The organism is Kitasatospora sp. NPDC059747, from assembly GCF_042732955.1.
In the GTDB taxonomy this organism is placed as follows: domain Bacteria; phylum Actinomycetota; class Actinomycetes; order Streptomycetales; family Streptomycetaceae; genus Kitasatospora.
In genome coordinates this window covers 1-25,020 of sequence record NZ_JBHWGV010000058.1, presented here as the reverse complement: position 1 = coordinate 25,020, position 25,020 = coordinate 1, and the positions used below count along the sequence as shown (strand labels likewise).

General features: G+C 74.3%; 26 protein-coding genes. 10 read left to right on the top strand and 16 right to left on the bottom strand.

What is annotated here, in order from left to right:
- Window positions 1-369: 369 nt before the first annotated feature.
- A complete protein-coding gene (locus tag ACFV4G_RS24440; RefSeq protein ID WP_380443844.1) occupies window positions 370-2,928 on the bottom strand; it encodes a bifunctional FO biosynthesis protein CofGH in 2,559 nt (852 codons plus the stop codon).
- Between the two features lie 244 nt (window positions 2,929-3,172).
- Here ACFV4G_RS24440 and ACFV4G_RS24435 point away from each other — a divergent pair, with 244 nt between their 5' ends.
- Genes ACFV4G_RS24435 through ACFV4G_RS24425 form a run of 3 tightly spaced genes read left to right on the top strand, consistent with a single transcriptional unit; the run spans window position 3,173 to window position 6,406 of the window.
- Window positions 3,173-4,477: an outer membrane lipoprotein carrier protein LolA gene (locus ACFV4G_RS24435; protein ID WP_380443789.1), complete on the top strand. Its 1,305-nt coding sequence runs from the start codon at window positions 3,173-3,175 to the stop codon at window positions 4,475-4,477.
- Window positions 4,478-4,479: 2 nt separating this feature from the next.
- Window positions 4,480-5,526: an ATP-binding cassette domain-containing protein gene (locus ACFV4G_RS24430; protein ID WP_380443787.1), complete on the top strand. Its 1,047-nt coding sequence runs from the start codon at window positions 4,480-4,482 to the stop codon at window positions 5,524-5,526.
- Window positions 5,513-6,406 carry an ABC transporter permease gene (locus ACFV4G_RS24425; protein WP_380443785.1) on the top strand — a complete coding sequence of 298 codons (894 nt, stop codon included), beginning with the start codon at window positions 5,513-5,515 and terminating at the stop codon, window positions 6,404-6,406. The genes ACFV4G_RS24430 and ACFV4G_RS24425 overlap by 14 nt, the downstream gene beginning before the upstream one ends.
- Before the next feature lie 35 nt (window positions 6,407-6,441).
- Here ACFV4G_RS24425 and rarD read toward each other — a convergent pair whose 3' ends face one another.
- Window positions 6,442-7,413, bottom strand: coding sequence for an EamA family transporter RarD (gene rarD, locus ACFV4G_RS24420; protein WP_380443783.1), 972 nt, complete (start codon window positions 7,411-7,413; stop codon window positions 6,442-6,444).
- Between the two features lie 136 nt (window positions 7,414-7,549).
- Entirely contained in the window at window positions 7,550-8,398 is an 849-nt protein-coding gene (locus tag ACFV4G_RS24415; RefSeq protein WP_380443781.1) for an SDR family oxidoreductase, read from the bottom strand.
- A gap of 144 nt (window positions 8,399-8,542) precedes the next feature.
- Here ACFV4G_RS24415 and ACFV4G_RS24410 point away from each other — a divergent pair, with 144 nt between their 5' ends.
- Window positions 8,543-8,884: a winged helix-turn-helix transcriptional regulator gene (locus ACFV4G_RS24410; RefSeq protein ID WP_380443842.1), complete on the top strand. Its 342-nt coding sequence runs from the start codon at window positions 8,543-8,545 to the stop codon at window positions 8,882-8,884.
- On the opposite strand, the gene ACFV4G_RS24405 is transcribed toward ACFV4G_RS24410, so the two are convergent.
- Window positions 8,871-9,638, bottom strand: coding sequence for a TetR/AcrR family transcriptional regulator C-terminal domain-containing protein (locus ACFV4G_RS24405; protein WP_380443779.1), 768 nt, complete (start codon window positions 9,636-9,638; stop codon window positions 8,871-8,873). The genes ACFV4G_RS24410 and ACFV4G_RS24405 overlap by 14 nt on opposite strands.
- Window positions 9,639-9,681: 43 nt before the next feature.
- Between ACFV4G_RS24405 and ACFV4G_RS24400 the strand changes: the two genes are divergently transcribed.
- Entirely contained in the window at window positions 9,682-9,876 is a 195-nt protein-coding gene (locus tag ACFV4G_RS24400) for a DUF6011 domain-containing protein (RefSeq protein ID WP_329932154.1), read from the top strand.
- A gap of 135 nt (window positions 9,877-10,011) precedes the next feature.
- On the opposite strand, the gene ACFV4G_RS24395 is transcribed toward ACFV4G_RS24400, so the two are convergent.
- On the bottom strand, window positions 10,012-11,904 hold the full coding sequence (locus ACFV4G_RS24395) for a hypothetical protein (protein ID WP_380443777.1): 1,893 nt from the start codon (window positions 11,902-11,904) through the stop codon (window positions 10,012-10,014).
- Between the two features lie 167 nt (window positions 11,905-12,071).
- On the opposite strand from ACFV4G_RS24395, the gene ACFV4G_RS24390 reads away from it, so the two are divergent.
- Window positions 12,072-12,614 carry a DUF1707 domain-containing protein gene (locus ACFV4G_RS24390; RefSeq protein ID WP_380443775.1) on the top strand — a complete coding sequence of 181 codons (543 nt, stop codon included), beginning with the start codon at window positions 12,072-12,074 and terminating at the stop codon, window positions 12,612-12,614.
- Between the two features lie 21 nt (window positions 12,615-12,635).
- Entirely contained in the window at window positions 12,636-13,277 is a 642-nt protein-coding gene (locus ACFV4G_RS24385; RefSeq protein ID WP_380443773.1) for a class I SAM-dependent DNA methyltransferase, read from the top strand.
- Window positions 13,278-13,281: 4 nt separating this feature from the next.
- Here ACFV4G_RS24385 and ACFV4G_RS24380 read toward each other — a convergent pair whose 3' ends face one another.
- The gene (locus ACFV4G_RS24380) at window positions 13,282-13,668 is read right to left on the bottom strand and encodes a hypothetical protein (RefSeq protein WP_380443771.1); all 387 of its coding nucleotides are present in this window, start codon (window positions 13,666-13,668) and stop codon (window positions 13,282-13,284) included.
- A gap of 649 nt (window positions 13,669-14,317) precedes the next feature.
- Here ACFV4G_RS24380 and ACFV4G_RS24375 point away from each other — a divergent pair.
- Entirely contained in the window at window positions 14,318-14,836 is a 519-nt protein-coding gene (locus tag ACFV4G_RS24375; protein ID WP_380443769.1) for a hypothetical protein, read from the top strand.
- Between the two features lie 113 nt (window positions 14,837-14,949).
- Here the strand turns inward: ACFV4G_RS24375 and ACFV4G_RS24370 are convergent, their stop codons facing one another.
- The 6 genes from ACFV4G_RS24370 to ACFV4G_RS24345 form a co-directional block, all read right to left on the bottom strand.
- Window positions 14,950-15,759 (bottom strand): alpha/beta fold hydrolase, encoded by an 810-nt coding sequence (locus ACFV4G_RS24370; protein WP_380443767.1) that lies wholly within the window; start codon window positions 15,757-15,759, stop codon window positions 14,950-14,952.
- A 51-nt stretch (window positions 15,760-15,810) separates the two neighbouring features.
- A complete protein-coding gene (locus tag ACFV4G_RS24365; RefSeq protein WP_380443766.1) occupies window positions 15,811-16,479 on the bottom strand; it encodes a DUF4097 family beta strand repeat-containing protein in 669 nt (222 codons plus the stop codon).
- 252 nt (window positions 16,480-16,731) lie between these two features.
- Window positions 16,732-17,610: a S41 family peptidase gene (locus tag ACFV4G_RS24360; protein WP_380443764.1), complete on the bottom strand. Its 879-nt coding sequence runs from the start codon at window positions 17,608-17,610 to the stop codon at window positions 16,732-16,734.
- A 43-nt stretch (window positions 17,611-17,653) separates the two neighbouring features.
- Complete coding sequence (locus ACFV4G_RS24355) at window positions 17,654-18,451, bottom strand: thioesterase family protein (RefSeq protein WP_380443762.1); 798 nt, start codon at window positions 18,449-18,451, stop codon at window positions 17,654-17,656.
- 75 nt (window positions 18,452-18,526) lie between these two features.
- Window positions 18,527-19,300, bottom strand: coding sequence for a GNAT family N-acetyltransferase (locus ACFV4G_RS24350; protein WP_380443760.1), 774 nt, complete (start codon window positions 19,298-19,300; stop codon window positions 18,527-18,529).
- 51 nt (window positions 19,301-19,351) lie between these two features.
- Entirely contained in the window at window positions 19,352-19,636 is a 285-nt protein-coding gene (locus ACFV4G_RS24345) for a winged helix-turn-helix transcriptional regulator (RefSeq protein ID WP_380443758.1), read from the bottom strand.
- Between the two features lie 58 nt (window positions 19,637-19,694).
- On the opposite strand from ACFV4G_RS24345, the gene ACFV4G_RS24340 reads away from it, so the two are divergent.
- On the top strand, window positions 19,695-19,859 hold the full coding sequence (locus ACFV4G_RS24340; RefSeq protein ID WP_380443756.1) for a hypothetical protein: 165 nt from the start codon (window positions 19,695-19,697) through the stop codon (window positions 19,857-19,859).
- A gap of 197 nt (window positions 19,860-20,056) precedes the next feature.
- Entirely contained in the window at window positions 20,057-20,767 is a 711-nt protein-coding gene (locus ACFV4G_RS24335; protein ID WP_380443754.1) for a hypothetical protein, read from the top strand.
- 10 nt (window positions 20,768-20,777) lie between these two features.
- Here the strand turns inward: ACFV4G_RS24335 and ACFV4G_RS24330 are convergent, their stop codons facing one another.
- The 4 genes from ACFV4G_RS24330 to ACFV4G_RS24315 form a co-directional block, all read right to left on the bottom strand.
- The gene (locus ACFV4G_RS24330) at window positions 20,778-21,422 is read right to left on the bottom strand and encodes a TetR/AcrR family transcriptional regulator (RefSeq protein ID WP_380443752.1); all 645 of its coding nucleotides are present in this window, start codon (window positions 21,420-21,422) and stop codon (window positions 20,778-20,780) included.
- Between the two features lie 227 nt (window positions 21,423-21,649).
- Window positions 21,650-22,411, bottom strand: a complete 762-nt coding sequence (locus ACFV4G_RS24325; protein WP_380443750.1) for an FAD:protein FMN transferase — start codon at window positions 22,409-22,411, stop codon at window positions 21,650-21,652.
- A complete protein-coding gene (locus ACFV4G_RS24320) occupies window positions 22,408-22,884 on the bottom strand; it encodes an FMN-binding protein (protein WP_380443748.1) in 477 nt (158 codons plus the stop codon). The genes ACFV4G_RS24325 and ACFV4G_RS24320 overlap by 4 nt, the downstream gene beginning before the upstream one ends.
- An 82-nt stretch (window positions 22,885-22,966) precedes the next feature.
- Window positions 22,967-24,304 (bottom strand): ferric reductase-like transmembrane domain-containing protein, encoded by a 1,338-nt coding sequence (locus tag ACFV4G_RS24315; RefSeq protein ID WP_380443746.1) that lies wholly within the window; start codon window positions 24,302-24,304, stop codon window positions 22,967-22,969.
- Between the last annotated feature and the right edge of the window lie 716 nt (window positions 24,305-25,020).

The window sequence follows — 25,020 nt, the reverse complement described above, 5'->3', positions numbered from 1 at the left end:
GACGGGTGCGCCTTTCGTCCGGAATCGGCGGGGGTACGGGGCGGCGCGACGCTCGGGCCGGTCGCGCGCCCTGGCACCTTATGCGAAGACCCGTGCGGCTCGACGGGTTCCATCGCACACCAGTCTTTCAACAAATTGTTGCTACGTATCCATCCCGGGGCCACGGACGACCACCCCGCGCTGCCTACCGTGCCGGGCCATGACCACCTCCCGCACCCGCGCCGCCGCCGTGGCGGCCCTCACCGGCGCGCTCCTCCTCGGCACCCCGGCGCTGGCCTCCGCCGCCGCCCCCGCCGCCGGCGACGCCGCGAGGGGTCCGGCACACCGTGCGGGCGGTGTGCCGGACCCCTCGTCGCCGTGCGGAGCGCGTCAGTCCAGGACGGGCAGCAGCTCCGGCAGGTGGCCGTCCGAGGCGAGCGCGGCGGCCCGGCGCTCGGCCGGCACCTCGCCGTAGGTGGTGGTGCGCTGGCGGTGCGGACGGCCCGCGGCCTCGGCGATCGCCTGGAGGTCGCGCACCGACTTGTAACTCCCGTACGCCGAACCGGCCATGCGCGAGATGGTCTCCTCCATCAGCGTGCCGCCGAGGTCGTTGGCGCCCGAGCGCAGCATCTCGGCCGCGCCCTCGGCGCCCAGCTTGACCCAGCTGGTCTGGATGTTGGGGATGTGCGGGTGCAGCAGCAGCCGGGCCATCGCGACCACGGCGCGGTTGTCGCGGGCGGTGGGGCCGGGCCGGGCGATGCCGGCGAGGTAGACCGGCGCGTTGGTGTGGACGAACGGCAGGGTGACGAACTCCGTGAAGCCGCCACTGCTGTTGGATTCAAGCGAGCGTTGCTGGATCTCCGCGAGCAGCCGCAGGTGCCCGAGCCAGTGCGCCGGGGTGTCCACGTGCCCGTACATCATGGTGGACGAGGAGCGGATGCCCAGGTCGTGCGCGGTGGTGACGACCTCGACCCAGGTGGCGGCGGGCAGCTTGCCCTTGGTGAGCACCCAGCGGACCTCGTCGTCGAGGATCTCGGCGGCCGTGCCGGGGATGGTGTCGAGGCCGGCCTCCTTCGCCCGCTGGAGCCAGTCGCGGATCGAGAGGCCCGTCCTGGTGGCGCCGTTGACGACCTCCATCGGCGAGAAGGCGTGCACGTGGATGCCGGGCACGCGCTCCTTCACCGCGCGGGCGATGTCGAAGTAGGCGGTGCCGGGGAGGTCCGGGTGGATGCCGCCCTGCATGCAGACCTCAGTGGCGCCGACGTCCCAGGCCTGCGCGGCCCGGTCGGCGACCTGCTGGAGCGAGAGGGTGAAGGCGTCGGCGTCGGTGCGGCGCTGGGCGAAGGCGCAGAACCGGCAGCCGGTGTAGCAGACGTTGGTGAAGTTGATGTTCCGGGTGACGCAGTAGGTGACGTCGTCGCCGACGGCGTCACGGCGCACGTCGTCGGCGATCCGGCAGAGCGCGTCCAGGGCGGGGCCGTCGGCGTGGAACAGGGCGAGGGCCTGGTCGTCGGTGAGCCTCGCCGGGTCGTCGGCGGCGACCGCGAGCGCCTCGCGGAGGTCCCCGGCGAGCCGCTGCGGCGCGCCCTCCGCGAGCACCTGCTCGCGCAGGACCTCCCAGTCGCCGTAGACGTCCTCGAAGTCGGCCCGGCGGTCGCCGGTGCGGCCCTCGGTGTCGATGGTGGCGTGCAGGTCGGTCCGCCCGTACGACTCCGGGAGGTCCTCGGGCTCCTGCCAGGGCAGGCCGACGACCGGCGCGTGCGGGTTCGCGAGGCCGGTCGCGGGGTCGGCCAGGGCGCGCACGTGCGGCAGGACGCGCGGGTCCAGCCAGGGCTCGCCCCGCTGCACGTACTCGGGGTAGACGGCCAGGCGCTCGCGCAGTTCGAAGCCGGCCGCCGCGGAGCGCTCGGCGAGGCGCTCGATCTGCGGCCACGGGCGCTCGGGGTTGACGTGGTCGGGGGTGAGCGGGGAGACGCCGCCCCAGTCGTCGATGCCGGCCCCGATCAGCCGCTCGTACTCGCCGTCCACCAGGTTCGGCGGCGCCTGGAGGCACGCGGCCGGGCCCAGGACGTGCCGGGCGACGGCCACCGTGGCGACCAGCTCGTCGAGTTCGGCGTCGGGCATGCCGCGCATCGCGGTGTCCGGCTTGGCGCGGAAGTTCTGCAGGATCAGCTCCTGGATCCCGTGGTAGGCCCGGGAGACCTTGCGCAGCGCGAACAGCGACTCGGCGCGCTCCTCGTACGTCTCGCCGATGCCGATCAGCAGGCCGCTGGTGAAGGGGACGGAGCTGCGGCCCGCGTCCTCCAGGACCCGCAGCCGGACGGCGGGTTCCTTGTCCGGGGAGCCGTGGTGCGGGCCGCCGGGCTCGCTCCACAGGCGGGTGGCGGTGGTCTCCAGCATCATGCCCATGGAGGCGGAGACGGGCTTGAGGCGCTGGAAGTCCGTCCAGCTCAGCACACCGGGGTTGAGGTGCGGGAGGAGGCCGGTCTCCTCCAGGATGCGGATGGACATCGCGCGGACGTAGGCGACGGTGTCGTCGTAGCCGTGCGCGTCGAGCCACTCGCGGGCCTCGGGCCAGCGGTCCTCGGGCTTGTCGCCGAGCGTGATCAGGGCTTCCTTGCAGCCGAGTTCGGCGCCGCGGCGGGCCACCGCGAGGACCTCGTCGGGGGACATGTACATCCCGTGCCCGGCCCGGCGCAGCTTGCCGGGGACGGTCACGAAGGTGCAGTAGTGGCACTTGTCGCGGCACAGCCGGGTGAGGGGGATGAAGACGCTCTTGGAGTAGGTGATGACGCCGGGGCGGCCGGCGGCCTCCAGGCCGGCGTCCCGCACCCGGGCGGCGCTCGCGCAGAGGTCCCGCAGGTCCTCGCCTCTGGCCTGGAGCAGCACGGCCGCCTCGGCGGCGTCGAGCGCGACGCCGTCCCGGGCGCGGCGCAGGGCGCGGCGCATGGCGTTGGCGGTGGGGGGCGGCGAGGTCGGGGAGTCGGTGCGGTCGGCGGCGGTTGCGTCCATGCGGCGACACTACGCCAGGAGTCGTACACCGGGAGGAGCCAACCCTGAGGACGTCTCAGGGTTGACGTACCCCGGCGGTTTACCCCGAAGTGGCCCCACAGGGCGATGACGCGCGCGCGGGCCGGGCCTCTAATGGAAGGGCAAGGCAATCGGGCGGGTTCGCAGAGGAGTTGATGACGCCATGACGAATGAGACGGCGGCGGGGGAGAACGTGGACGGCGGCGCGCCGTACCGCTCACGGCGGCGCACCCTGATGCGCGCGGGCGTGCCGGTGGCGGTGGCCGCGGCGGTCGCCACGGGTATCGGGCTGGTGCCCGCACTGGCCGCCGACTCCCCGCCGGACCTCCCCTCGCTGACGGCGGAGCAGGTGGTGGCCAAGGCGCTCGCCTCGGACACCCAGGCGCTCTCCGGCACGGTCTCGCTCTCGACCGACCTCGGGGTGCCCAGCCAGCTGCTCGGGGCGGCGGCCGGCGGCCTCGGTGCCGCGGCCGGGCGCAGCGGCGGGCAGGGCGGCTCGTCGGCCGATCCGCAGGCCAAGCTGCTCGGTCTGCTGGGCGGCGACCAGACGCTGCGGATCGCGGTGGACGGGCCGGACCACCAGCGGCTCGACCTGCTGGAGAACATGGCCGGCTACACCCTGGTCCACAACGGCGACCAGGGCTGGGCCTGGGACAGCTCGACCAACCAGGCCGTGCACCTGACCGGTCAGGCCGCCAAGCACCAGGGCGCCGAGCACCCGAAGGCCCCGCTGGCCGGTGTGCCGACGACGCCGCAGGAGGCCGCCAGGCAGTTCCTGACGGAGAGCGCGAGCACCACGTCCGTCACCGTGGCCGGCACCGCCAAGGTGGCCGGGCAGAACGCCTACCAGCTGAGCGTCAAGCCGAAGCAGTCCGGCTCGACGATCTCCGAGGTCCGCATCGCGGTGGCCGCCGACAACGGCGTGCCGCTCGCGGTCAAGGTGCTGGGCACCGACGGCGGCGCCGTACTGGACGTGCGCTTCACCGACGTCTCCTTCGCGAAGCCGGCCGCCAAGACCTTCGACTTCACCGTGCCCAAGGGCGCCAAGGTGACGGAGCACAAGGCGGACGACAAGCAGGCGGGCGAGCAGGCGGGCGGGAAGGCGGACGCCGAGCGCGGCCCGGACGGCAAGAAGGAGGCCGGCGAGCAGGGCGGGACGAACGTGATCGGCGAGGGCTGGACCTCGGTGATCGCCGCGCACCTGCCGAGCGGTCCGGAGGGCACGCCGGCGAGCGGCGCGAACGGCGCGAACGGCGCGAACGGCGCGAACGGCGCCAAGGACGGCAAGCACGGCGGCCACGGTTCGTTCCAGAACCCGGCGGCCCTGGCCAAGGCGCTCGGCAAGCCGGTCGCCGGCGGCACGCTGATCAGCACCAAGGTGCTCAACGTCCTGATCACCGACGACGGCCGGGTGTTCGCCGGCGCCGTCACGCAGTCCGTCCTGCAGAACGCGGCCGGGGTGAAGTAGGGGTGACGAAGACTCCCGTAACGGGGGACGTTACGGAGTCGGCCGGGGGCCGGGGCGCCGAGGCGCGCCCGGCCCCCGTTCCCGCTGCCGCCCCCGCCCCCACCCACTCCGACGACGTGATCCGCACGCGCGGGCTCACCAAGCGCTTCCGGGGCGGCCAGCTCGCCGTCGACGGCCTGGACCTGGCCGTCCCGCGCGGCTCGGTCTTCGGCTTCCTCGGCCCCAACGGCTCCGGCAAGACCACGACCATCCGCATGCTGATGGGCCTGATCGTCCCCACCTCCGGCGTGGCGACCGTGCTCGGCGAGCCGATGCCGCAGTCCGTCGCGACCGTGCTGCCCCGGGTGGGCGCGCTGATCGAGGGCCCCGCGCTGTACGGCTTCCTGTCCGGCCGCGACAACCTCGCCCGGTTCGACGCCGCCGACCCGACGGCCGACCCGCGCACCCGCGCCCGCCGCGTCGACGAGGCGCTGGAGCGGGTCGGGCTCACCGCGGCGGCGGGCAAGAAGGCCCGCGCGTACTCGCTCGGCATGAAGCAGCGGCTCGGCCTGGCCTCGGCGCTGCTCCAGCCGCGCGAACTGCTGGTGCTGGACGAGCCGACCAACGGCCTGGACCCGCAGGGCATGCGGGAGATCCGGACGCTGGTGCGGGAGGTCGCGGCGGAGGGCACCACGGTGTTCCTCTCCTCGCACCTGCTCGACGAGATCGAGCAGGTCTGCACGCACGCCGCGGTGATGTCCCGCGGCCGGCTGGTGGTGCAGGGCACCGTCGCCGAGCTGGCCGCCCGGGCCCAGGGCCGGCTGGTGGTGCGCACGCCGGACGCCGACCGGGCCGCCGAGGTGCTCGCGGCCCACCAGGTCGCCGACGTCGTGCGCGGCGAGGACCGGGTGGACGCCGAGCTCGCCGCCGTCGACGACTCGACGCTGCCGAAGCTGTGCGCGGCGCTGGTGGAGGCCGGCGTGCGGGTGCACGGGTTCGGCCTGGAACGGGGCACGTTGGAGGACGCCTTCGTGGCGCTGACCGGGGAGGGCTTCGATGTCGCGGGCTGAGGCGGTGGCGGTCGCGCCCGGAGGCGGGTCACGGGCCGCCGGACGGCGGCCGCAGACGGCGTCCGGCTTCCTGGCGCTGTTCCGCAACGAGCTGCACCTGACCTTCCGCCGGATGCGGACCCTGGTGCTGCTGGCGATCCTGGCGGCGCTGCCGGTCCTGATCGGTGTGGTCATCAAGGTCAACACGGACGGCCCGCACGGGGACGGCGGTCCGAGCTTCATCGCGCAGACCACCCAGAACGGCCTGTTCCTGGTGTTCACCGCGCTCGCCGTGGCGCTGCCGGTCTTCCTGCCGATGACGGTCGGCGTCGTCGCCGGGGACTCGGTGGCCGGCGAGGCCGCCACCGGGACGCTGCGCTACCTGCTGGTCGCCCCGGCCGGGCGGACGCGGCTGCTGGCCGCCAAGTTCACCGCCGGGCTCGCCTTCTGCCTGGCGGCCACCGCGGCCGTCGCGCTGACGGCCCTGGCCACCGGCGCCGCGCTGTTCCCGCTCGGCAAGGTGACGCTGCTGTCCGGCGACACCATCGGCCTCGGCGAGGCCTTGCCGCGGGCACTGCTGGTGGCCGCGGTGGTGGCGCTCTCGCTGGCCGGGCTGGTGGCGATCGGGCTGTTCGTCTCGACGCTCACCGGCAGCGGCATCGCGGCGATGGCCGCCACCGTGGTGCTGGTGATCACCGTCCAGATCCTGGACAACTTCCCGCAGCTGGACGCGATCCGGCCGTTCCTGTTCACCCACTACTGGCTGAGCTTCGCGGACCTGCTGCGCCAGCCGATGTACTGGGACAGCGTGCTGAAGAACCTCGCCCTGCAGGCCGGCTACGTCGCCGTGTTCGGCTCGGCGGCCTGGGCGCGGTTCTCCAGCCGGGACATCAGCGCCTGACCGCGTCTCCCTGGTGCCGTGGCACCAGGGATGTCCTACCGGGTGGCCGCCGGGGCGGGGGCCGGTCGCGGCGCGCGTGCCGCGGCCGCCCGCTCCGCGCGGTCGGCCCGCACCCGGCGCAGCGCGTCCCAGGTGAGGACGGCCAGCGCCACCCAGACCAGGCCGAAGCCGGCCCAGCGCGCGGGCGGCATCGACTCGTGGAACACCGCGACGCCGATCAGGAACTGGAACACCGGCGCCAGGTACTGCAGCAGCCCGAGCATCGTCAGCGGCACCCGCACGGCCGCCGCGCCGAAGCACAGCAGCGGGATCGCGGTGATGACGCCGCTGAGCGCCAGCAGGCCGGAGTGGCCCCAGCCGTACGAGCCGGCCACCGCGTGGCCGAAGGTGCCGCGCCCGCTGACCTCCAGGTAGACCAGGTAGGCCAGGGCGAACGGGAACATGAAGGCGCTCTCCGCCGCCAGGCTCTCCACGCCGCTCAGCCCGACCGTCTTCTTCAGCAGGCCGTAGGTGGCGAAGGACAGCGCCAGGGTGAGCGCGATCCAGGGCAGCTGCCCGTACGCGACGGTGAGCACCGCGACCGCCGCCGCGCCGACGCCGACCGCCGTCCACTGCGCGACGCGCAGCCGCTCCTTGAGGACCAGGACGCCGAAGCCGATCGTCACGAGCGGGTTGATGAAGTAGCCGAGGCTGGTCTCGACGACGTGGCCGCTGTTGACCGCCCAGATGTAGACGCCCCAGTTGACCGTGATCACGGTGGCCGCGCCGGCCAGCATCGCGACCCGGCGGGGCTGGCGCAGCAGCGGGCGTATCCAGCCCCAGTGCCGCTGGAAGGCCAGCAGCCCCACGACCGCGACGAGGGACCAGACCATCCGGTTGGCCACGATCTCGTCGGCGGCGGCGGGCTCCAGCAGCGGCCAGAACAGCGGGAAGAGCCCCCAGATGCCGTAGGCCGCGGCTCCGTACCAGATGCCGTTGCCGCTCTCCTGCTTCGTTGTGTCCGGCATCTGCCGCCTGCCCTCCGCGCGCGCGTATGTCGAGGTGACGGTAGCGGGCGGGAGGGCGGACTGTCATCTCCGTTTCCGGATTTTGGTCATGACAGCGCCCAAGGGGCGAGAACGCCCAGGTCAGAGCGGGTGCGGGTCACGCCTTGAGCGCCGCGCGGACGGACTCGTCAAGCGGAACGGTCGGGCGGCCGATCAGGCGGGCGAGGTCGCCCGGGGTGCCGGCCAGCTCGCCGCGCGCGATGCCGGCGTCGACGTCCACCAGCACCTCGGCGAAGCCCTCCGGCAGGCCCGCGCCGACCAGCACCCCGCGGTGCTCGGCCGGGGTCACGTCGCGGTGCGCGACCGGCTCGCCCGATGCCGCGGCCAGCTCGGCGGCGAGCTCGGGCAGGCTCCACGCGGTGTCGCCGCTCAGCTCGTAGACCCGGCCCTCGTGGCCCTCGCCGAGCAGGACGGCGACGGCCGCGTCCGCGTAGTCCTTGCGCGGGGCGGTGGCCACCCGGCCCTCGCCCGCGCTGCCGAGCACCACGCCGCGGGCGACCGTACCGGCCGCGTCGCCCAGGTAGTTCTCGGTGTACCAGCCGTTGCGCAGCAGGACGGACGGCAGGCCGGACTCCGCGATCAGCTCCTCCGTCGCCCGGTGCTCGTCGGCCAGCCGGAAGGTGGCCGCGCCCGGCGCGCTCGTGTAGGCGAGCAGCGCGACCCCGGCCGCCTTCGCGGCGTCGATCACGGCGCGGTGCTGCGGGATGCGGCGGCCGACCTCGCTGCCCGAGATCAGCAGCACCCGGTCGCCGGCCGCGAAGGCGCCGGCCAGGGTCCCGGGCTCGTCGTAGTCGACCACGCGGACGGCGACACCGCGCGCGGCCAGGTCGGCCGCCTTCTCGGCGGAGCGGACGGCGACCGCGACCTCGCCCGCGGGGACGGCGGCCAGCAGGCCCTCGACGACGAGGCGGCCGAGCTGGCCGGTGGCACCGGTGACGACGTACATGGGAGTGCTCCTCAAGGATGCGGTGGTGTTGCCCTCGGAGCTCACCCTAGGGACCGCACTAACCTTTCGAAAGTACGCACTTCAAAGTAGGGTACTGACGTGAAGGTAATCGAGAAGCTCCCCCCGGCCGACGTCTTCGACCGCATGTGCCCGTCCCGGGGCGTGCTGGAGCACGTCACCAGCCGCTGGGGCGTGCTCGTCCTGTGGGCGCTGCGCGAGCGCGGCTACCGCTTCAGCGAACTGCGCCGCCGGGTCACCGGGGTCAGCGAGAAGATGCTCGCCCAGACCCTCCAGACGCTGGAGCGCGACGGCTTCGTGCTCCGCGAGGCCCACCCGGTGATCCCGCCCCGGGTCGACTACAGCCTCACGCCGCTCGGGCACGAGGCCGCCGAGCTGGTCGCGGGGCTCGCGCTGTGGTCGGAGCGGCGGGTGCCCGAGGTGCTGGCCGCCCGCGAGGAGTACGACGGGCGGCCTACCGCTTCGTGACCAGCGCGGCCAGGCCGTCCAGCACGCGCGCGAGGCCGAACGCGTAGGCGTGGTCCGGGTCGTAGGCGCCGCCGTGCGCCGCGCCCGCGGCGGCGCCGACGCGGGCTGCCACCGGGTAGCGCTCGGCGTCGAAGACCCGGGCCAGCAGATCGGCGTTGGCGGCCCACCACTGCTCGTCCGTCATCGCGCTGTCCTGCTGCGCGGCCCGCTCGTCGGAGGCCATCCGGGCGCAGGTCTGGACGAAGCCGAGCACGTGGGTGAGCGCCGCGTCCAGGTCGACGTCCGGCAGGCCGGTGCCCTCGAAGGCGCGCAGCTCGTACTCGTACTTGGCCATCAGGCCCGGGCCCAGCGGCGGGCGGCTGGTGGAGACGGCCGCGATCCACGGGTGGGCCCGGTGCAGCGCCCGGTTGTCGTCGGCGACGGCCGTCACGCGGGCACGCCAGCCGTCGCCGGCGGGGGCGGTGCGGGGCATCGTCGCGTAGACGGTGTCGAGCATCAGGTCGAGCAGTTCGGCCTTGCCGGGCACATACGTGTAGAGCGCCATCGGGGACAGGCCGAGCTCCTGCGCCATGCGCCGCATGGTGACCGCGTCCACGCCCTCGGCGTCGGCGAGCGCGACGGCCGCCGCCGCGATCTCGCCGGTCGAGCGGGCCTGCCGGGGGCCGCGCCGGCCGGGCTTCTCCTCGGCGGTCAGGCCCCAGAGGAGGGCGAGGGTGCGCGCCGGGTCTCCTGCGCTGGTGCGGTCGGTGGCCATGGGGGGGATCCTTTCACGGCGCCCGCTTCGTTACGGTCTCACCATGACCAGCTCCCCCGATCCGCTGCCCGGGACGGACACCCCGGAGGCCGTCCGCCACCGCGTCACCTGCCGCCGCTGCCACCGGCCGCTGCACGACCCGGAGTCCCGCATCCTGCGGCTCGGCCCCGAGTGCCGCGACCCCGCCGAGCGCGTCCCGCGGCACGACGTCGACCAGGATCCGCTGCCGGGCGTCTAGTCCGCGGTCCGGGAGCACGTGCGGGGGGCACGTTCGGGGGCACCTGCGGGGTCGCCTGCGGGTCGGCGGGCTACTGGCGGTTCGACGCCGCCGACGCGCACGTGTGCCCGGAGCGGCCGAGCGCCCGAGCGCGCCTCAGCCGCGTCCGAAGAGCCGGCGCAGGAAGCCCGGTTTCGGCCGCGGTGCGGCCTCGGGCCTCGAAGGTCCCGGCTTCGCGGGCTCGGGCGTCCCGTCCGCCTCGCCGGCGACGAAGCGGCGCGCCCGGTCGAGCTCCTCCGCCGGCAACCACGGCGCCGCGAGCGCCAGTTGGCCCACGGACCGCAGGATCGTCACCACCCGGGTGCGGTCCGCCTCCGCGCAGTAGCGCAGCCGCCGCCCGAGCTGGGCGGCGATGTCGGCGCGCGTCCCGGGGTGCGTCCAGCCGATCGCGACGAGCGCGAAGCCGGCCGCCTCGACCACCCAGTCCTCGGGGCCGAGCAGCAGGTCGAGCAGGACGCGGCGGCGGTCGGACCCGGCCCACGGCTGGTCGGTGCGGTGGTGGGCGATGCCCAGGCACGCGAAGGTCTGGACGGCGCGCACCCACAGCTCGGGCTGGTGGGCGAGCAGCGCCCGCCCGAGCTCGTCCTCGCGCGGCGCGGGCGGGTGCGCGAGGACTCCGACGAGGTCGTCGAGCGGCAGCCCGGCGAGCCGGACGGCGTGGTCGTAGGCGGCGGGGACGGTCGGCCAGACGAGTTCGGCGGTGGCCCGGACGAGTTCGGCGCTCGCGGCGGCGGGCGGGGCGACGGCGGGGCGCGGGTCGGTGCCGTCCCAGGTCCAGAGCGTGGTGGTGGGCTCGGCCAGCGGCAGGCGCGGGTCGGGGGTGCCGACCGACTGGTATCCGACGGTGGTGCGCGGCAGCGCGAGGTGGACGGCCAGCAGCGAGCTGGGCGGCTCGACGGTGGAGGCCGTGCAGTCGATCTCGGTGTCGCGCGTGGTGCCGGGCGCCTCCAGCACCTGGTGGAGCACGTTGACGGTCGCCTCGGTGGCGCCGGGGACGAGGCCGAGCCAGGGTGCGCGGTGGCCGAGGCGTTCGAGGAGGTCCTGGGCGTAGTCGTGGTCGGGGTGGGCGCGGTGGTGGTCGGCGAGCGCGAGCAGGTGGGCGGCGTCCCCGTCGACGGCGTGGCGCAGCCCGTGGATCGCCGGTCCGGCCTTGGGGTGGGCGGGGTCGGCCGCGAGGACGCGCTCCAGCCAGGGCAGTCCCTCGGCGGGGCGGCCGAGCGTCCCGTAGAGCTCGGCGACGTCGACGGCGAGGTAGCTGCTGGAGTCGTCCTGGTCCGGCGCGACGCGGCGCAGTTCGGCCTCCCACACGGCGAGCGCCTGCTCCGGGCGGCCGTCGGCGCGCAGGGCGTTGCCGAGCATGACGGACGGCATGTAGCCGGGGGCCAGGCGGTGGGCGTGCTCGGCGAGTTCGACGGCGCGGGCGGTGGTGCCGAGGCGGCGGGTCAGGCCGGAGGCCATCGCGAGGAGCAGGGCGTGGTCGGGGTGGCGGTCCACGACGGCCCGCACGAAGGTGTCGAACGGGCGGACGGCGTCGGCGAGTTCGGCGGGCAGCGGGTCGGGCAGCCCGCCGGAGGCACGGGCGACGGCCTGGGCGACGGCGTCCGGGTCGACCAGGCCCGGCAGGTCCTCGCGGGCCAGCCAGGCGGGCGCCCAGGGTCTGCCGGGGTCGAACTGGACGGCGGAGGCGAGCATGCCGATCGCCGCGTCCCAGTCGCCGGCCGCCGCCTCGACGTGGGCCCGGCAGACGACGGTGCCGAGGAAGACCTGGCCGTCGAGCGGGAAGAGCTCGCGGGCGGCGGCCGGGCCTCCGGCGGCGGCGCACAGCTCGGCCAGGGCCTCGTGCAGCTCGGGCAGTTGAGGGTCGGTGATCATCGCGTCGGCGAGGTGGTCGGCGGCGTGCGGCAGGTCCCCGGAGTCGATCGCCAGGCGGGCGACCGCCACTTCACCCTCGGCTGCCAGGCGTTCGTCGCCGCCGTCCTTGCGTTCCATGGTCCGATCCCCCGTCGTGCCCGGTATTCCGCTGTGCGCGGTACGCGCGAATATGCGCGAACGAGGTTATCCCGCTTGTCCGACGACATGACGATCACCCCGACGGGGCGTCGCGACGTACCCGGAGGGCCGACTTCCGGCGCCAGGCTCGTTCTAGAGTGGGACTCGTGAGCTCCCTGCCGCAGGAACCCTCGCCCCCGGCCCGCGAAAGCGACCGCGACACCGCCGTCCAGCGTCTCCAAGAGGCGTACGCCGAAGGCCACATCACGCACGAGGAGATGGACGAGCGCCTCGACCGGCTGCTCGTCGCCCGCACCCAGGGCGACCTCGTCCAGGCCCTGGGCCCGCTCCCGCCGGAGAAGCCCGGCACCACCGCCACGATCGGCGCCCTCGGCGGGCGGATCGTCCGGCGCGGCTCGTGGCGGGTGCCGCGCACCCTCAGGGTCGAATCGGCGTTCGCCCGGGTGCACCTGGACCTCTCCAAGGCGGTCATCGAGCATCCGGTGATCGACATCGTGCTGGGCCTCGGCACCGGCCGGGCGAAGATCACCGTGCCCAGGGACGCGGTCGTCGACCTGGACGGCCTGACGAGCGGCTGGAAGGACACCGTCTACCGGCCCCCGCGGAGCACCTCCGGCGGCGGGCCGACGATCCGGTTCTCCGGCGCCATGGGGTACGGGCGGCTGAGGATCCGGCACGCGCGACGCTGAGCGGCACTAGGGTCGTCGCCCGTGCCTGAACTCTCGTCACATCACCAGACCACCGCCGGCGCGTACGACGCCGTCGCCGTCCGCTACGCCGACCTCGTCCGCGACGGGCTCGCGCACCTCCCGCTGGACCGCTCGTTCGTCACCGCCTTCGCGGACGTCGTGCGGTCCGGCGGCGTTCCGGGCCCGGTCGCGGACCTAGGCTGCGGGCCGGGGTACGTGTCCGCGTTCCTGCGCGGGCTCGGCCTCGACGTCTTCGGCGTCGACCTGTCCCCCGCGCTCGTCGGGATCGCCCGCGAAACGTACCCGGGCATCCGGTTCGACGTCGGGTCGATGGACGCGCTGGAGGCGGCGGACGGGTCGCTGGCCGGGGCCGTCTCCTGGTACTCGCTGATCCACACACCTCCGGCGGACGTCCCCTCGTACCTGGGCGAGTTCAGGCGGGTGGTGGCCGCCGACGGGCACGTCCTGCTCGGCTTCTTCGAAGCCGAGGGGGACCCGGTGACGCCGTTCGACCACAAGGTGACGACGGCCTACCGGTGGCCGATCGACGAACTCGCGCGGCTCGCGGGCGAGGCGGGGTTCACGGAGGTCGGCCGGATGCTGCGGGAGCCCGGCGAGAACGAGCGCTTCCGGCGCGGGCACCTGCTGCTGCGGGCCGTGTAGCGACTCAGCCCTGCGCGGCCTCGGCCTCGACCTCGAGCTCGACCTGGATCGGCGGGAGGGGCTGCGCGGGGCGGGGCTTCGGCTCGGACAGGGCGCCGGCGAGCAGGAGTCCGAACCCGACCAGTTGGAAGGGCAGGGTGAACAGCGGGACCAGGTTGGCCCCCAGGACCGGATCGGTGGCGCGGATCAGCGGTTCCAACCAGAGCGTCAGGGCGATGGTGGAGACGACCGGCGCGAGTGCCATGACCAGGCAACCGGCCATGGCGAGGCGGGCGTTGCGGCCCCTCTTGCGGATGTGGTTCGCGGCGACGACGGCGCCCACGAGGGGCGTCAGGACGTCGACGGCGATGACGCCCAGGCCGATGAGGCCGGCGGTGAGTTGATCGCTCAAGGGGTTCCGATCCGGGTGCGGGACGGGGGCGGCGCGAAGATATCGGGCCTGGGGTGGGGAGTACAGCGGTTATCGGGCCGGAGGGCGGAGCGCCGCCCCGGCAAACCGGTCGCGTGCCCGGTGCGGAACTTCGTAGGATCGCGGACAGCGGGACCGCGCAATCCCGCAGGATGCGGCCCGTGGCAGAGCGGCCCATTGCAATCGATGCACCGGAGGACCCCCGTGCATCGATCGGCGGAGGAGGAGCGGCCCTGCTCCGAGTCTGCCCGTGGGTTCGAATCCCACCGGTTCCCGCATCCGCCCCACTCTTTCGACGGCGCAGGAAGTCGGCGGGGTGGGCGGGCCGCGCGGTTACCGGGGGCGGGGCGGGGGGGGGGCCCCCCCCCGCCCCCGCCCCCCGGCCGCGGGGGCGGGGCCGGGGGGGGCGGGGTGTCCCCCCACCCCGCGGGCCCCCCCCCCCCCCCCACTCGCGCGCCCCCCCCGCGCCGGGCGCGGCCCCCCCCCCCCCCCCGCTTTTCCGTCGGCCTGGCCGGGGCGGGGCCACCGCCAGGCTCCGGACCCTCGTCCTCGGGGCCGAGGCCGGGGAGTTCGACCACCTGACCTGAGGCCCGCCCCTCGGTCCGCACAGCCGGGGGGTATCTTCCCGATCATGAACAGAGTCCGAGCCACCAGGCTCATCGGGTCGAGCTTCGGGCTCGTCTTCGTCCAGGCCAACGCCGGCGCCCTCCCCGACCCCGTCTCCGTCCCCCTCCGGGTCCTCGCGGTCGCGGCCTTCCTCTTCCTCGGTCTCTTCAACCGCCGACCCGCTCCCGAGGCGACCACCGCTCCCGAACCCCGGTTCGGTGGTCGCTACTGGCTCGTCGCCGCCGCCGAAGTGGTGGGCATAGCCGCCGGCCTCGCCGTCATCAACAAGGCCTTCCACACGCCCACCGCCACCGTCGGCTGGATCGCCTTCGTCGTCGGCGTGCACTTCTTCGGCCTCGCGACCGCGTGGAGCCGCCCCCAACTCCGCGTCCTCGGCGGCTCGATGGCAGCCTGCGGCGCCGTCGGCATGGCCCTGGCCTTCCTCGGCGCCCCCGCAGCCGCCGTCTCCACCGTCGCCGGCATCCTCCCCGGCGTGTTCCTCTTCGCCTCGGTCTGGTGGTCCAGCCGGCCTCAACCGAGCTAGGGACTCGCCCTCTTCTCCAAGAAGTGCTGAAGCCGAAGGCACTGGGTGTGAATCGCTCGGTCGGGGCGCAGGAGTCCCGCAGCTCCGGATGGACGGCGGACCGCTCGCACCGCTCATGCAGCCTGGCGGTCGCGGGTGGTGGCGAGCTCGCGGGCCGCGGCGGCGACGGCGCGGAAGTCCTTGCGGAGGATCTTGGAGTGGTTGCTCGGGACCTTGGCGCTGACCTCGATGTTCGGGTTGCGGGCGAGCACCGGTTCGAGGTTGGCGCGGAACTGCTCGATGTCCTTCTCCTTGGCGCCGAGGTTGCCGCCGGTGGCGACCACGTAGCGGGTCGGTGCGGTCAGGCGGTCGAGGACCGGTTCGAGGGTGGTCGGCGCGCAGAGTTCGATGGCCTGGAAGTTGATGTCGGCGTGCTGGGCGGCGTTCATCCGGGCGGCCATGCCGAGCGGGCGGCAGATCGGGAAGAGCGGGCTCAGGCGGCGGAACAGCTTGCGGATCTTGGCCCGCGCCGCGTCGTCGAGCCAGCCGCTCGGGCTGGGCATGGCGCCGTCGACAGAGACCACGCCCGCCACGCGCCCGGGGTTGCGGGCGGCCCAGTTCACCGCGACCAGTGCGCCGTACGACCAGCCCACCAGGATCGGCCGTTCCACGCCCCGCGCCGCCAGCACCGCGTCGACGTCGCGCAGGCACGCCTCGAACGAGTAGTCCGCCGACCGCGCCGACTTGCCGCGGGCCCGCTCGTCGAAGGTGATGTGCCGGTAGCCGGGGCCGAGTTCGGCGATCACCCGCCGCCAGTGCGACTGGTCCGCGTAGGACCCGTTCAGGTAGACCACCGGAGTGCCGGACCCGCCGGTGTCGGTGACGGCCAGGGCGGTGTCCTCGACCTGCACCATGCCGGTCCAAGCAGCGTGGTTGATGCTCATGGTGTGCCTCGTTTCGGAAAGTTCGGACGTGGTCGGGACAGGCGGGGCGGTTCAGATGCTGCGGGCGGTGATGTCGCCGTAGGCGGTGGTCGCCCGGACGCGCAGGTCGGCGGTGCCCTCGGCGTTCCGGAGCGAGTTGTGGATCCGGCCGTAGGAGGTGCCGGCGTCCAGCGAGGCGGACACCCCACGGGCAGCACCGACCGAGATCTCCCCGGACTGCGTCTCCAGCACGACCTCGCCGCGCACCGCCTCGCCGATGCGGATGTCGCCCTGCTGGGCGGTGACCGTGGCCGGACCGTTCAGACGGCCGACGGTGATGTCGCCGGCCTGGACGGTGAGCCGGGCCTCGGCGACCTCGTCGAGCTCCACCGTGGCCCGCGCGCCCTCGAACGCGACCTCGCCGAGCCGTCCCACGCCGCGCAGTTCGGCGTCGGCCGCCTTCGCCTCGACGCGGGATCCGGACGGCAAGTGGACGGTGACCTCGACCGAGCCGGAGTTGCCGAGCATCCGGCTCTCCGCCTCCCGGGCCGCGATCCGCAGGACACCGTCGGCGTACCCGACCTCGATCCGCTCGGCCGCCTTCACGTCACGGCCCTTGGCGGCGTTGGCCGGCCGGACCTCGACGGTGGTCTCGGCGCGGTCGGCCGCGATGAGGCGGATGCGGCCCGCGGGGACGTCGAGGACGGCGGCGACCGGGGCGGGGGTGGCGAACGTCTGCATCGTCTTCTCCTTCGATCAGCGGCGGGGCCTGGTTGCCCTCGCCGTTTCTGACGATGGAAAAGCTACGTTGCTTTCTAGTTAGCGGCAACACATTCGTTGCGAGAAACTGCCATAACAGCAGGTCAGAGCCAATAAATCGTTGCAGAGCCCTTGAAGAGTAATGCAACGAACAGGTCGGATCGTTGCAATGCGACGCAGGTGAACGCTACGCCCCGGCCACCGGCGGCCGGCCGACAGCCGGGGCGCGGGACCTCACCGCAGGAGGTTCAGGGCGGTCTCCAGGGCATCCTCGGCCGGGACCTTCACGTCGGGCTCCACGCCCACGCCCTCCCAGTTCGTGCCCGTCACCGGGTTGATCGAGCGGGCCGTCGGGACCGTCACCATCACGTGCGGGGCCACCGGGATGCGGGCCGTGGGGTGGGCGCCTCCCCTGGTCGTCTCGCCGACCAGCGTGCCTCGCTTCAGTGCCTTCAGGTTGTAGGCCAGTTCCTCTCCGCCCGAGAACGTGAAGTCACTGGTCAGCACGACCACCCGGCGGTCCAGGTAGCGCGGCGCGGCGAGGTGGCCCAGCGTCCAGTACTGCCGGATGCTGTCCGTCTTCCGCTCGTAGATGTCGTTGAGGTGCACCTCGTCGTTCGCGAAGAGGTAGCTGCACCACAGCTGCACGCCCTCCGGCGCCCCGCCGGCGCACTCGCGCAGGTCGATGATCAACGCCTCGGTCGGCGCCAGCAGTTGCATCGCCGCCGCGAACGCCGGGCCGCCGAGCTCCGCCGGGGCGATCATCCGGAGGTCGAGGTAGCCGATGTTGCCGTCCAGCTGTTCCACGCGCCGCACGCCGTAGTTGTTCGCCCGCGCGTACTGGGCGAACCGCTCCCGGGCGACGCTCTCCGGCTCCTCGTCCATCGACTGCGGCTCCTCGCTCCACAGCAGCCGCAGGTGCTTGTCGGGACACACCGCTTGCAGGTCCCGCGTCACCTGCTCGCACAGCTCCTGCTCGGCCAGGCCCTCGTACGCGCCTTCGGCCAGCCGGCCGCGGATCGCCGCCTCGATCGCCGCCGTCTTCTCGGGGTACACGTAGCCGGCGGTGATGCGGGCGAGGGCGGCGTCGAGTATCGCTTCATGAGTGGTCATTCGCGCGATGGTAGGTCTCCGCCGACCGAACACCCAGCGGTTTTCACGCCCCCGGCGAGACCCCCAGCGACCGCACGGTGAGCGACTGCTGCGCGGAGCCCACCGGGCCGTGGACGTCGTGCAGGACGGTGCTGGTCAGGCCGTGCCCTGTCGGGCCGAAGGTGACGGTCGTGTCCATCCCCGTCCAGCGGCCCTCGGGCTGCCGGTGCAGGTGGATGGTGAGGTCCACGTTCGGGAACATCCACTCCGTGTGGTCCTGCCGCACCGCGATCCCGTTCGCCGTGTCCACCAGGGCGACGAACGACGCGAGCGGGCCGATCTCCTCGCCCGCCACCAGCCCGACCTCACTGCCGATCCAGGCCTGGGCCCGGCCCTGCGCCAGCTCCCGGCGCCGGACGTCGATCGACGCGATGTAGCCGCCGTCCCACAGCTCGCTCATCGGCCACGGCTCGAACTCCCCTGGCCCGGCGAGGGGTTCGACCGGGCTGCCGGCCACGACCGACGTGTCGGAGGTCGCCAGGTACCAGGCGCGGGCGCGGATCACCGCCCGCTCCCCTATGACCAGGACCGCCTCCACCAGCTCGACCGTCCGCCCCGGCCGGATGGTCTCGACGGTGATCTCGCACTCGTCGACGGCGAGCCGGCCCAGGATGTCGAAGGCGATCCGCGACAGCGCCAGTCCGCCCGCCGCGCCCGTCTGCGCCCGGTGCCGCTCGATCGCGTGGACGACGAGGCCGCCCACCGGGCTGAAGTGCAGTTCGTCGTCGTTCCAGGCGCCGCCCGCGTGGACGGTGGGCTTGAAGCGACGCTCGCCGGTGCGCTCGAAGTAGCTGTCGTTCACGCTCGCGATCGTAGGCGCCCGAACATCCCCCCGGAACGGTGACGATCCCCACACCCCCCGCGCGACCCCCGCAGCTCAGCGCGCCGCGACCACCAGCTCCTCGAACGTGGCGGTGGTGGTGAATCCCAGCTGCTCGTAGAGGTGGATAGCCGGGGCGTTGTCCGTGCGCACGTTGAGGCCGATGTGTGCGGCCGTCCTCGCGAGGCGGCGGCACAGCGCGGTGACGCAGGCGCGGGCGAGGCCCCGCCCCCGGGCGTCCGGGCGGGTGGTCACGTTGCCGAGGACGGCGACGCCGTACGCGGCGGAGTGGACGTGCACGCCGGCCGTGGCCAGCAGCCGGCCGTCCGCACCGCGGAGGCCGACGTAGCCGCCGCCGAGCACGAGTCGCTCGTCGAACCAGGACTCGGGGTAGGCCTCGGCGAGGAGCGTGCGGAGGTCGGGGACGTCGTCGCCGGTCAACAACGCGGACTCGAAGGCGGGTTCGGGGAGCGAAGGCCCGTCCGGGAGCATCATGCGAAGCAGCGTCGAACGGTGCTCGACACCGAAGTCCGGCGCCAGGGCGCGGTGAGCCCCCACCGGCAGCATCGCCGTGAAGCGGCGCGGCAGGAACGGGCGCAGCTCGCCCAGGAGCGCTTCGAGCGCCGGGACGTCGGCCGGGCGGGCAAAGGCGAGCAGGACCGGGATGCCGCCGCCCGTGTAGAGCAGGGCCACCGGGCCACCGGTCGTGTACCAGGTGGTGTTGGGCCACAGCGTGTCGTCGAGGTCGCCGAGTTCGAAGAGGTGGAGCGCCGGGTCGGCCAGGAAGCGGGCGGCGAGGGCGGACCGGTCGTGCAGGCTGATGAGGGGCACTCGGTGAGGATACGGACAACCGCCGCGCCCGCTCGGTCGGGTTCGCACGCGTCACGCCGGGAGGAAGCGCACCCCCGGCCCCGAGGCCCGGTAGACCTCGCCGGACGGCAGGTGGGTGTGGCCGGCGGCGCATTCGAGGACGAGGGCGACCGGCTCGTCGCAGGGCTCCTCGTCGTCCGCGGCCGCGTGCCGGACGACGACGCCCGGGCCCTCCTCGTCGGCGAGGTACTTGTCGCCCCACTCCAGCAGCGCGAGCAGCGTGGGCCGCAGGTCCGTGCCCTTCGGTGTCAGCCGGTACTCGAAGCGCTGCCGGTCGCCGGGCGTCGCCGACGTCACCGAGGCGATCCTCGACGCGGAGGAGGGGGCCTGGCCGCGCGACCCCGGCCGGATCTGGGTGTTCCCCACCGAGGTCCCGGAAGGGCACTGGGGGACCGCCGGGCAGGTCAGGCCCCTTGCGGCGATCCTCGCCCGGCTCACCGGGGGCGACCGCGCGCGGGCCGGCGCACTCGCCGCGCAGCGGCTCGCGGCCAGCCGGGCCGAGCACGCCGCGCTGCCGTAGATGTCCAACAACGCGGCGGGAGCGGGGTGTTCGGCACCCCGCTCCCCCGCGCCGGGCCGTGTCCCGGTATGGTCGCCGGGCTGTCACGGCGTGGTCAAAAGGCCGTCAAAGCCGTGGTGCCCGTGCGCCGGCGTGCGCTATCAACGTTCACCGAGAGGACCGCCGACCGACGGTCCACGAGCACGGGGGAACGACACGTGAACAGCTCCGCCTCCAGTACGGGCATGCGCGCGCTCGCCGGCCTCGCCGTCGTCGGCGTGCTGACGCTCACCGCCTGCAACGACAACTCGTCGTCCGACACGGCGAAGACCGCCGCACCCGCCGCCCCGACGACCGCGGCCCCGGCGACCACCGCGGCCGCGCCGTCCGCCACCCCGAGCGCCGCCGCGCCGACGACCCCGGCCGCCGCGCCCACCGCCTCCGCGCCCGGGGGCGCCCTGGCCGCCGGCACCGGCAAGGACGCCGCAGCCGGGACCACCGCCAAGATCGGCGACACCGTCCAGGTGCCGTTCAGCTCCGGCAGCACCAAGGGCAGCATCGCCATGGCCGTCACCTCGATCGAGCAGGGCACCCAGGCCGACCTGGACAGCCTCAAGCTCGGCGACAAGGCCGCGGGCATGGTGCCGTACTACATCCACTACAAGTTCACCAACGTCGGCACCACCGACCTGTCCAACAGCACCCTGACCCACATCAGGGGACTCCAGCCGGACGGCTCCGGGGCGCAGGGCGTGGCGATCTTCACGTCCTTCCCGAAGTGCACGGCCAGCCCGATGCCCCCGGGCTTCACCAACGGCCAGTCCGCCGTCGGCTGCTTCGTGTCGCTCGCGCCGGCGGCCTCCAAGGTCGCGGGCGCCGAGTACTCGGCCGACCCGTACACCATCGGCAAGGGCGTCGTCTGGAAGTGACGCCCCCGGTCTACGGGGTGCCCGCGGGCACCCCGTAGACCTTGAGGAACGCGTCGACCCCGACGGCGGCGATCCGCCCGACCTCCTGCTCCGGCACCGGCAGCGCGCCCCAGAAGGAGCGGTCGGCCACGCCGTGGAAGGTCAGCAGCGTGAACTGCTCGGCGGCCAGGGCCGGATCGTCGACCGCCAGCAGCCCGCGGGCGGCCAGGGCCGTGAACCTCTCGGCGAGGTCGCGCAGCGAGGCGATCGGGCCCGCCTCCAGCCACGCCTCGAGGACGTCCGCCGGGATGTTGGCCACCTCGGCGCGGATCGCGCGGCCGAGCGCGCCGTGATCGCCCGCGGACAGGACGGCGTGCGCGCGGTCGACGGCGAAGTCGGTGAGGTCCTGCCGCAGGTCGACGATCTTCCCGAGGCGGCGGTCGGCCAACTCGCGGATCGTGCCGGTCAGTTCGGCGGAGCTCGTCAGGGCGACCGACAGGAAGAGCGTCTCCTTGTCGGCGAAGTGGTTGTACACCGTGCGCTTCGAGACGCCGGCCTCCGCCGCGATCGCGTCCATGCTCGCGCGGACGTACCCCTCGCGCCCGAACACCGCCGTCGCGGCCCGCGTGATGGCCACCCGCTTCTCCGGGCGCCCTGCTCCGCTCGTCACCGCCACGGCGACTCCTGTCCTGAATGGGAAACTAGCCGGTGCAGTGTATAGCAGTGGGGCGAGGGCCGGACGAGGGCAAGGGCCGCGGCCGGAAGCCGGCCCGACGGGACCGGCCGCGCGGCGCGGCGGGGCCCCGGCCGGGCGAGGTGTGGCCGGGGCGGGCGGTGGGGCCACCGGTGCCGCCGGGCGGCAGGTGCGCCTGCGGCGGCGGGCTTCGGGCCGCTCCTCCCCCGTCATCCGACCGCCCTCGCCGCGTCCGTGCGGGCCGGGAAGCCCGGGGTCCACCGGGTGGCGCCGGTCGGCAGGACGGCGAGCGCCTCTATCCCCGGCTGGGCGGCCGCCCAGGCGAGGCCCCGGTCGGGACCCATCGCGAAGGCCGCCGTCGTCCACGCGTCGACGCGCGCCAGCCGTTCGCCGACCAGGGTCAGCGAGGCGAGGCCCTGCGCCGGTCTCCCCCGGTACGGGTCGACGATGTGGGCGCCGCGCTCGGCGGTGCCCGAGGTCGCCACCGCGACGTCGTTCCCGGTGACCACGGCGACCACCTCCCCCGGCCGCAGCGGGTCCGCGATGCCGACCCGCCAGGGCCCGCCCGCCGTCTGGACGTCGCCGCCGCCGCTCACGCAGTGCCGCCCGTAGCCGGCCTCCCGCAGGGCCCGCGAGGCCTCCTCGACCGCCCAGCCCTTGACCCAGCCGCTCGGGTCGAGCACCCCGCCGGGCCGCATGGTGAAGAAGCCGTCCGTCTGCGCCGCCACCTCGCGGCAGCGGGCCAGCACCTCCGCGACCTCGGGGTCGCACGCGCCGAGGGCGATCTCCCCGCGCTCGAACCGGTTGATGTCGCTGTCCTCCCGATAAGGGGAGAAGACCTCGTCGATCCGGTGCAGCCGCACGACGATCCGGGCGAGCAGGTCCTCCAGTTCCCGGCCGCCGCCGTGAACGGCGAAGGAGAAGACCGTCCCCATCACGTGCTCGGCGTGCCTGCGCACCCCCGCTGTCATGAGCCCGCCTTGTCGAGGGCGCTCTGCAGCGAGCGGGTGTAGCCGTCGCTGGTGTAGGTGGCGCCGGAGACGACGTCGATCGCGGCGCTCTGGGCCGAGAGGGCCTCCTGGTTGAGCACCGGCAGGGCGTAGCTGTTGATGGACCGGTCCCGCCCGCTCTCGCTCGGGTACCTGACCACGTCGATCCTGGTGATCTTCTTGCCGGCGAGGGTCACCTTGACCTGGACCGGCCCGTACCGGGTGTCGACGGAGTCCCCGGTGATCGCGCGGGTGCCCGAGGTGTCCGAGGCTTGCGCGGGCGGCGCCGAGGAGGTGCCGGACGTACCGCCGGAGCCGCCCGAGCCGCCCGAGCTGCCGGAGCTGCCGGAGCTGATCGGGGCGGCGGCGCTCGCGGCGCCCTGGTGCGGCTTGAGCGACAGCAGCAGGATCACGCCCGCGGCGGTGGCGCTGCCGACGACGACGGCTCTGCGCACGGTGGGTACTCCCCTTGCTCGTCGGGAACGGTCGGGAACGGTCAGGGACTTGGGACTTCGGAGACTTTCGGGGCAGGGACGGTCAGAAGCCGAAGGCCTCGTGGTGGATCCGGCGCACGCCGGCCGCGTGCAGGGCCCGGACGGCGTCCGCGGAGAACTCCTCCGGGCCGCAGAGGAACACCTCGTGCCGGGCGAGGTCCGGGACGAGCCGGCGCAGCACGGCCCCGAGGTCGCCGACCTCGGCGCGGGTGCCGACCACCGGGTGGACGGCGGCGCCGCGGCGGGCGGCGATCGCGGCGAGCTCGTCCTGGAACAGCAAGTCCTCCGAGCGGCGGGCCCGTTGGACCAGCGTCACCTGGCCCGGCAGCGTCTCGAACAGCGCCCGCAGCGGGGTGATGCCGACCCCGGCCGCCAGCAGCAGCACCTTGCGCCGCCGCTGTCGCCGCCCGGTGAACGCGCCGTACGGGCCCTCGGCCCGCACCGGGGTGCCGGGCTCCAGCTTCGCGACGGCGGCGCTGTGCTCGCCGAGGTCCTTGACGGTGAAGCGCAGGAAGGGCGGGCGCACCGGCGCGGACAGCGAGTACGGGTTGGCGGTCCAGCGCAGGCCGGGCGCCTTGAACTCCAGGCGGAAGAACTGCCCGGGTTCGGCCCGCAGCCGCTCCACCTGCTCACCGACGAGGAACACCGACACGACTCCGGGGCCCTCCGGCCGCACCTCGGCCACCCGCAGCCGGTGCCGCCGGTCGCGCAGGTAGGGCAGCGCCAGCCGGTACCAGCCGAGCACGGCGAGGGTGCCGAGGTAGAGGGCGTACCAGGCCGGGCGGGCGGGGCCGTCGCCGAGGTCGGCGCCGGTGGTGAGCTGGTGGCCGAAGGCGAGCGCGACGGCGAGGTAGGTGGCCAGGTGCAGGTAGTACCAGGCGTCGTAGCCGAGGCGGCGGCGGGCGATCCGGGCGGAGAGCGCGCCGGTGGCGAACAGCAGGAGCGTCCCGGCGGTGGCCTTGAGCATGTCGGGGTAGTGGAGGACGATGTCCACGCCCTCCCCCACCACCCCGCGCCCGTCGGTCAGCGCGTAGCCCCACACGATCGTGAGGACGTGCACGGTGACCAGGCCGACCAGGTAGCGGCCGCCGAAGGCGTGCCAGCGGGCGAGCCGGTCGGCGCCGACCTCCCGCTCCAGCAGCGGGATCCGGGCCATGAGGAGCAGCAGGACGGGAGCGGCGTACCCGGCGAGCAGGCCGGAGATCCGGCCGGCCCCGCTCAGCCAGCCCGCGGCGCCGGACACGAAGGCCGTGTCGCGCCACCACAGGGCGAGCACGCCGAGCACGCCGAGCGCGACGGCGGCGAGCACCGCGCCGGGGACGAGCTCCTCCGGAGCCCGGTGCCGGACCGCCGCGGGCGGCCGTGTGACGGTGGCGGCCATTGCGCGCCCCTCCTCTCGCCTCCGGGTGCCTCTCGGGGAGCGCCATTGTGCTGGCGGGAATTCAACGAGGCCTGAGCCCGCCGTCCGCCGTGCCCGCGAACGCCCCCGAACGACCCGGAAAGCCGGGCATCACCGCAGGTCAGGAGCGTCTTTTCGGGAAGCGCTTTTCTCACCGCCTTCTCATCCGCGACAATCGGCGCCACGGCCGACGGCGCCCGGGCGGGGAAGTCGCCGGGAGACCGCGGAGAGCCCTCGGCCCGAAACCTGCGCCGAACAGGGGTGCTATATGCTGCGCTCGATCTCTACACCCGTGTAGAGGAAACCTGTACGCGAGCCTGCCCCCGACCGACAGCGGGAACCGGCCGGCCGAACGCCGACGTCCAGTCATCGACAGCGACCACGACGCCGTCCCGCCGAGGGACCGGGTGAGGCCGCCGCCGTGGCACACGGGCGCGGCAGACACCGGGGGTGAGTGCGTGGCTGGAAGACGAGGACGGACGTCCTCCGCCCAGGAACCGGAACGGCGGCCGGGACGGCCCGCGGCTCCCGAGCCGTCCGCGGCCCCCGGGCGCGGCGCGGCGGCCGGACGGTCCGCCGCGGCGGGCCGGAGCGCCGCACCGGCGCGGAGCCGCCCGCCCCGCGGGCGCCTTGAGCCCCCGGCGCCGGCCCGCGGCCAGGCCCGGCTCGGGCCGGCCCGGGCCCGTGGCTGGCGCCCC

Coding starts and splice junctions, on each gene's coding strand:
- ACFV4G_RS24425 (WP_380443785.1), top strand. CDS start 5,513: ATGTCGCGGGCTGAGGCGGTGGCGGTCGCGCCCGGAGGCGGGTCACGG.
- ACFV4G_RS24400 (WP_329932154.1), top strand. CDS start 9,682: ATGACCAGCTCCCCCGATCCGCTGCCCGGGACGGACACCCCGGAGGCC.
- ACFV4G_RS24375 (WP_380443769.1), top strand. CDS start 14,318: ATGAACAGAGTCCGAGCCACCAGGCTCATCGGGTCGAGCTTCGGGCTC.
- ACFV4G_RS24365 (WP_380443766.1), bottom strand. CDS start 16,479: ATGCAGACGTTCGCCACCCCCGCCCCGGTCGCCGCCGTCCTCGACGTC.
- ACFV4G_RS24370 (WP_380443767.1), bottom strand. CDS start 15,759: ATGAGCATCAACCACGCTGCTTGGACCGGCATGGTGCAGGTCGAGGAC.
- ACFV4G_RS24325 (WP_380443750.1), bottom strand. CDS start 22,411: ATGACAGCGGGGGTGCGCAGGCACGCCGAGCACGTGATGGGGACGGTC.
- ACFV4G_RS24410 (WP_380443842.1), top strand. CDS start 8,543: ATGTGCCCGTCCCGGGGCGTGCTGGAGCACGTCACCAGCCGCTGGGGC.
- ACFV4G_RS24435 (WP_380443789.1), top strand. CDS start 3,173: ATGACGAATGAGACGGCGGCGGGGGAGAACGTGGACGGCGGCGCGCCG.
- ACFV4G_RS24360 (WP_380443764.1), bottom strand. CDS start 17,610: ATGACCACTCATGAAGCGATACTCGACGCCGCCCTCGCCCGCATCACC.
- rarD (WP_380443783.1), bottom strand. CDS start 7,413: ATGCCGGACACAACGAAGCAGGAGAGCGGCAACGGCATCTGGTACGGA.
- ACFV4G_RS24405 (WP_380443779.1), bottom strand. CDS start 9,638: ATGGCCACCGACCGCACCAGCGCAGGAGACCCGGCGCGCACCCTCGCC.
- ACFV4G_RS24395 (WP_380443777.1), bottom strand. CDS start 11,904: ATGGAACGCAAGGACGGCGGCGACGAACGCCTGGCAGCCGAGGGTGAA.
- ACFV4G_RS24315 (WP_380443746.1), bottom strand. CDS start 24,304: ATGGCCGCCACCGTCACACGGCCGCCCGCGGCGGTCCGGCACCGGGCT.
- ACFV4G_RS24415 (WP_380443781.1), bottom strand. CDS start 8,398: ATGTACGTCGTCACCGGTGCCACCGGCCAGCTCGGCCGCCTCGTCGTC.
- ACFV4G_RS24440 (WP_380443844.1), bottom strand. CDS start 2,928: ATGCGCCGCGCCCTGCGCCGCGCCCGGGACGGCGTCGCGCTCGACGCC.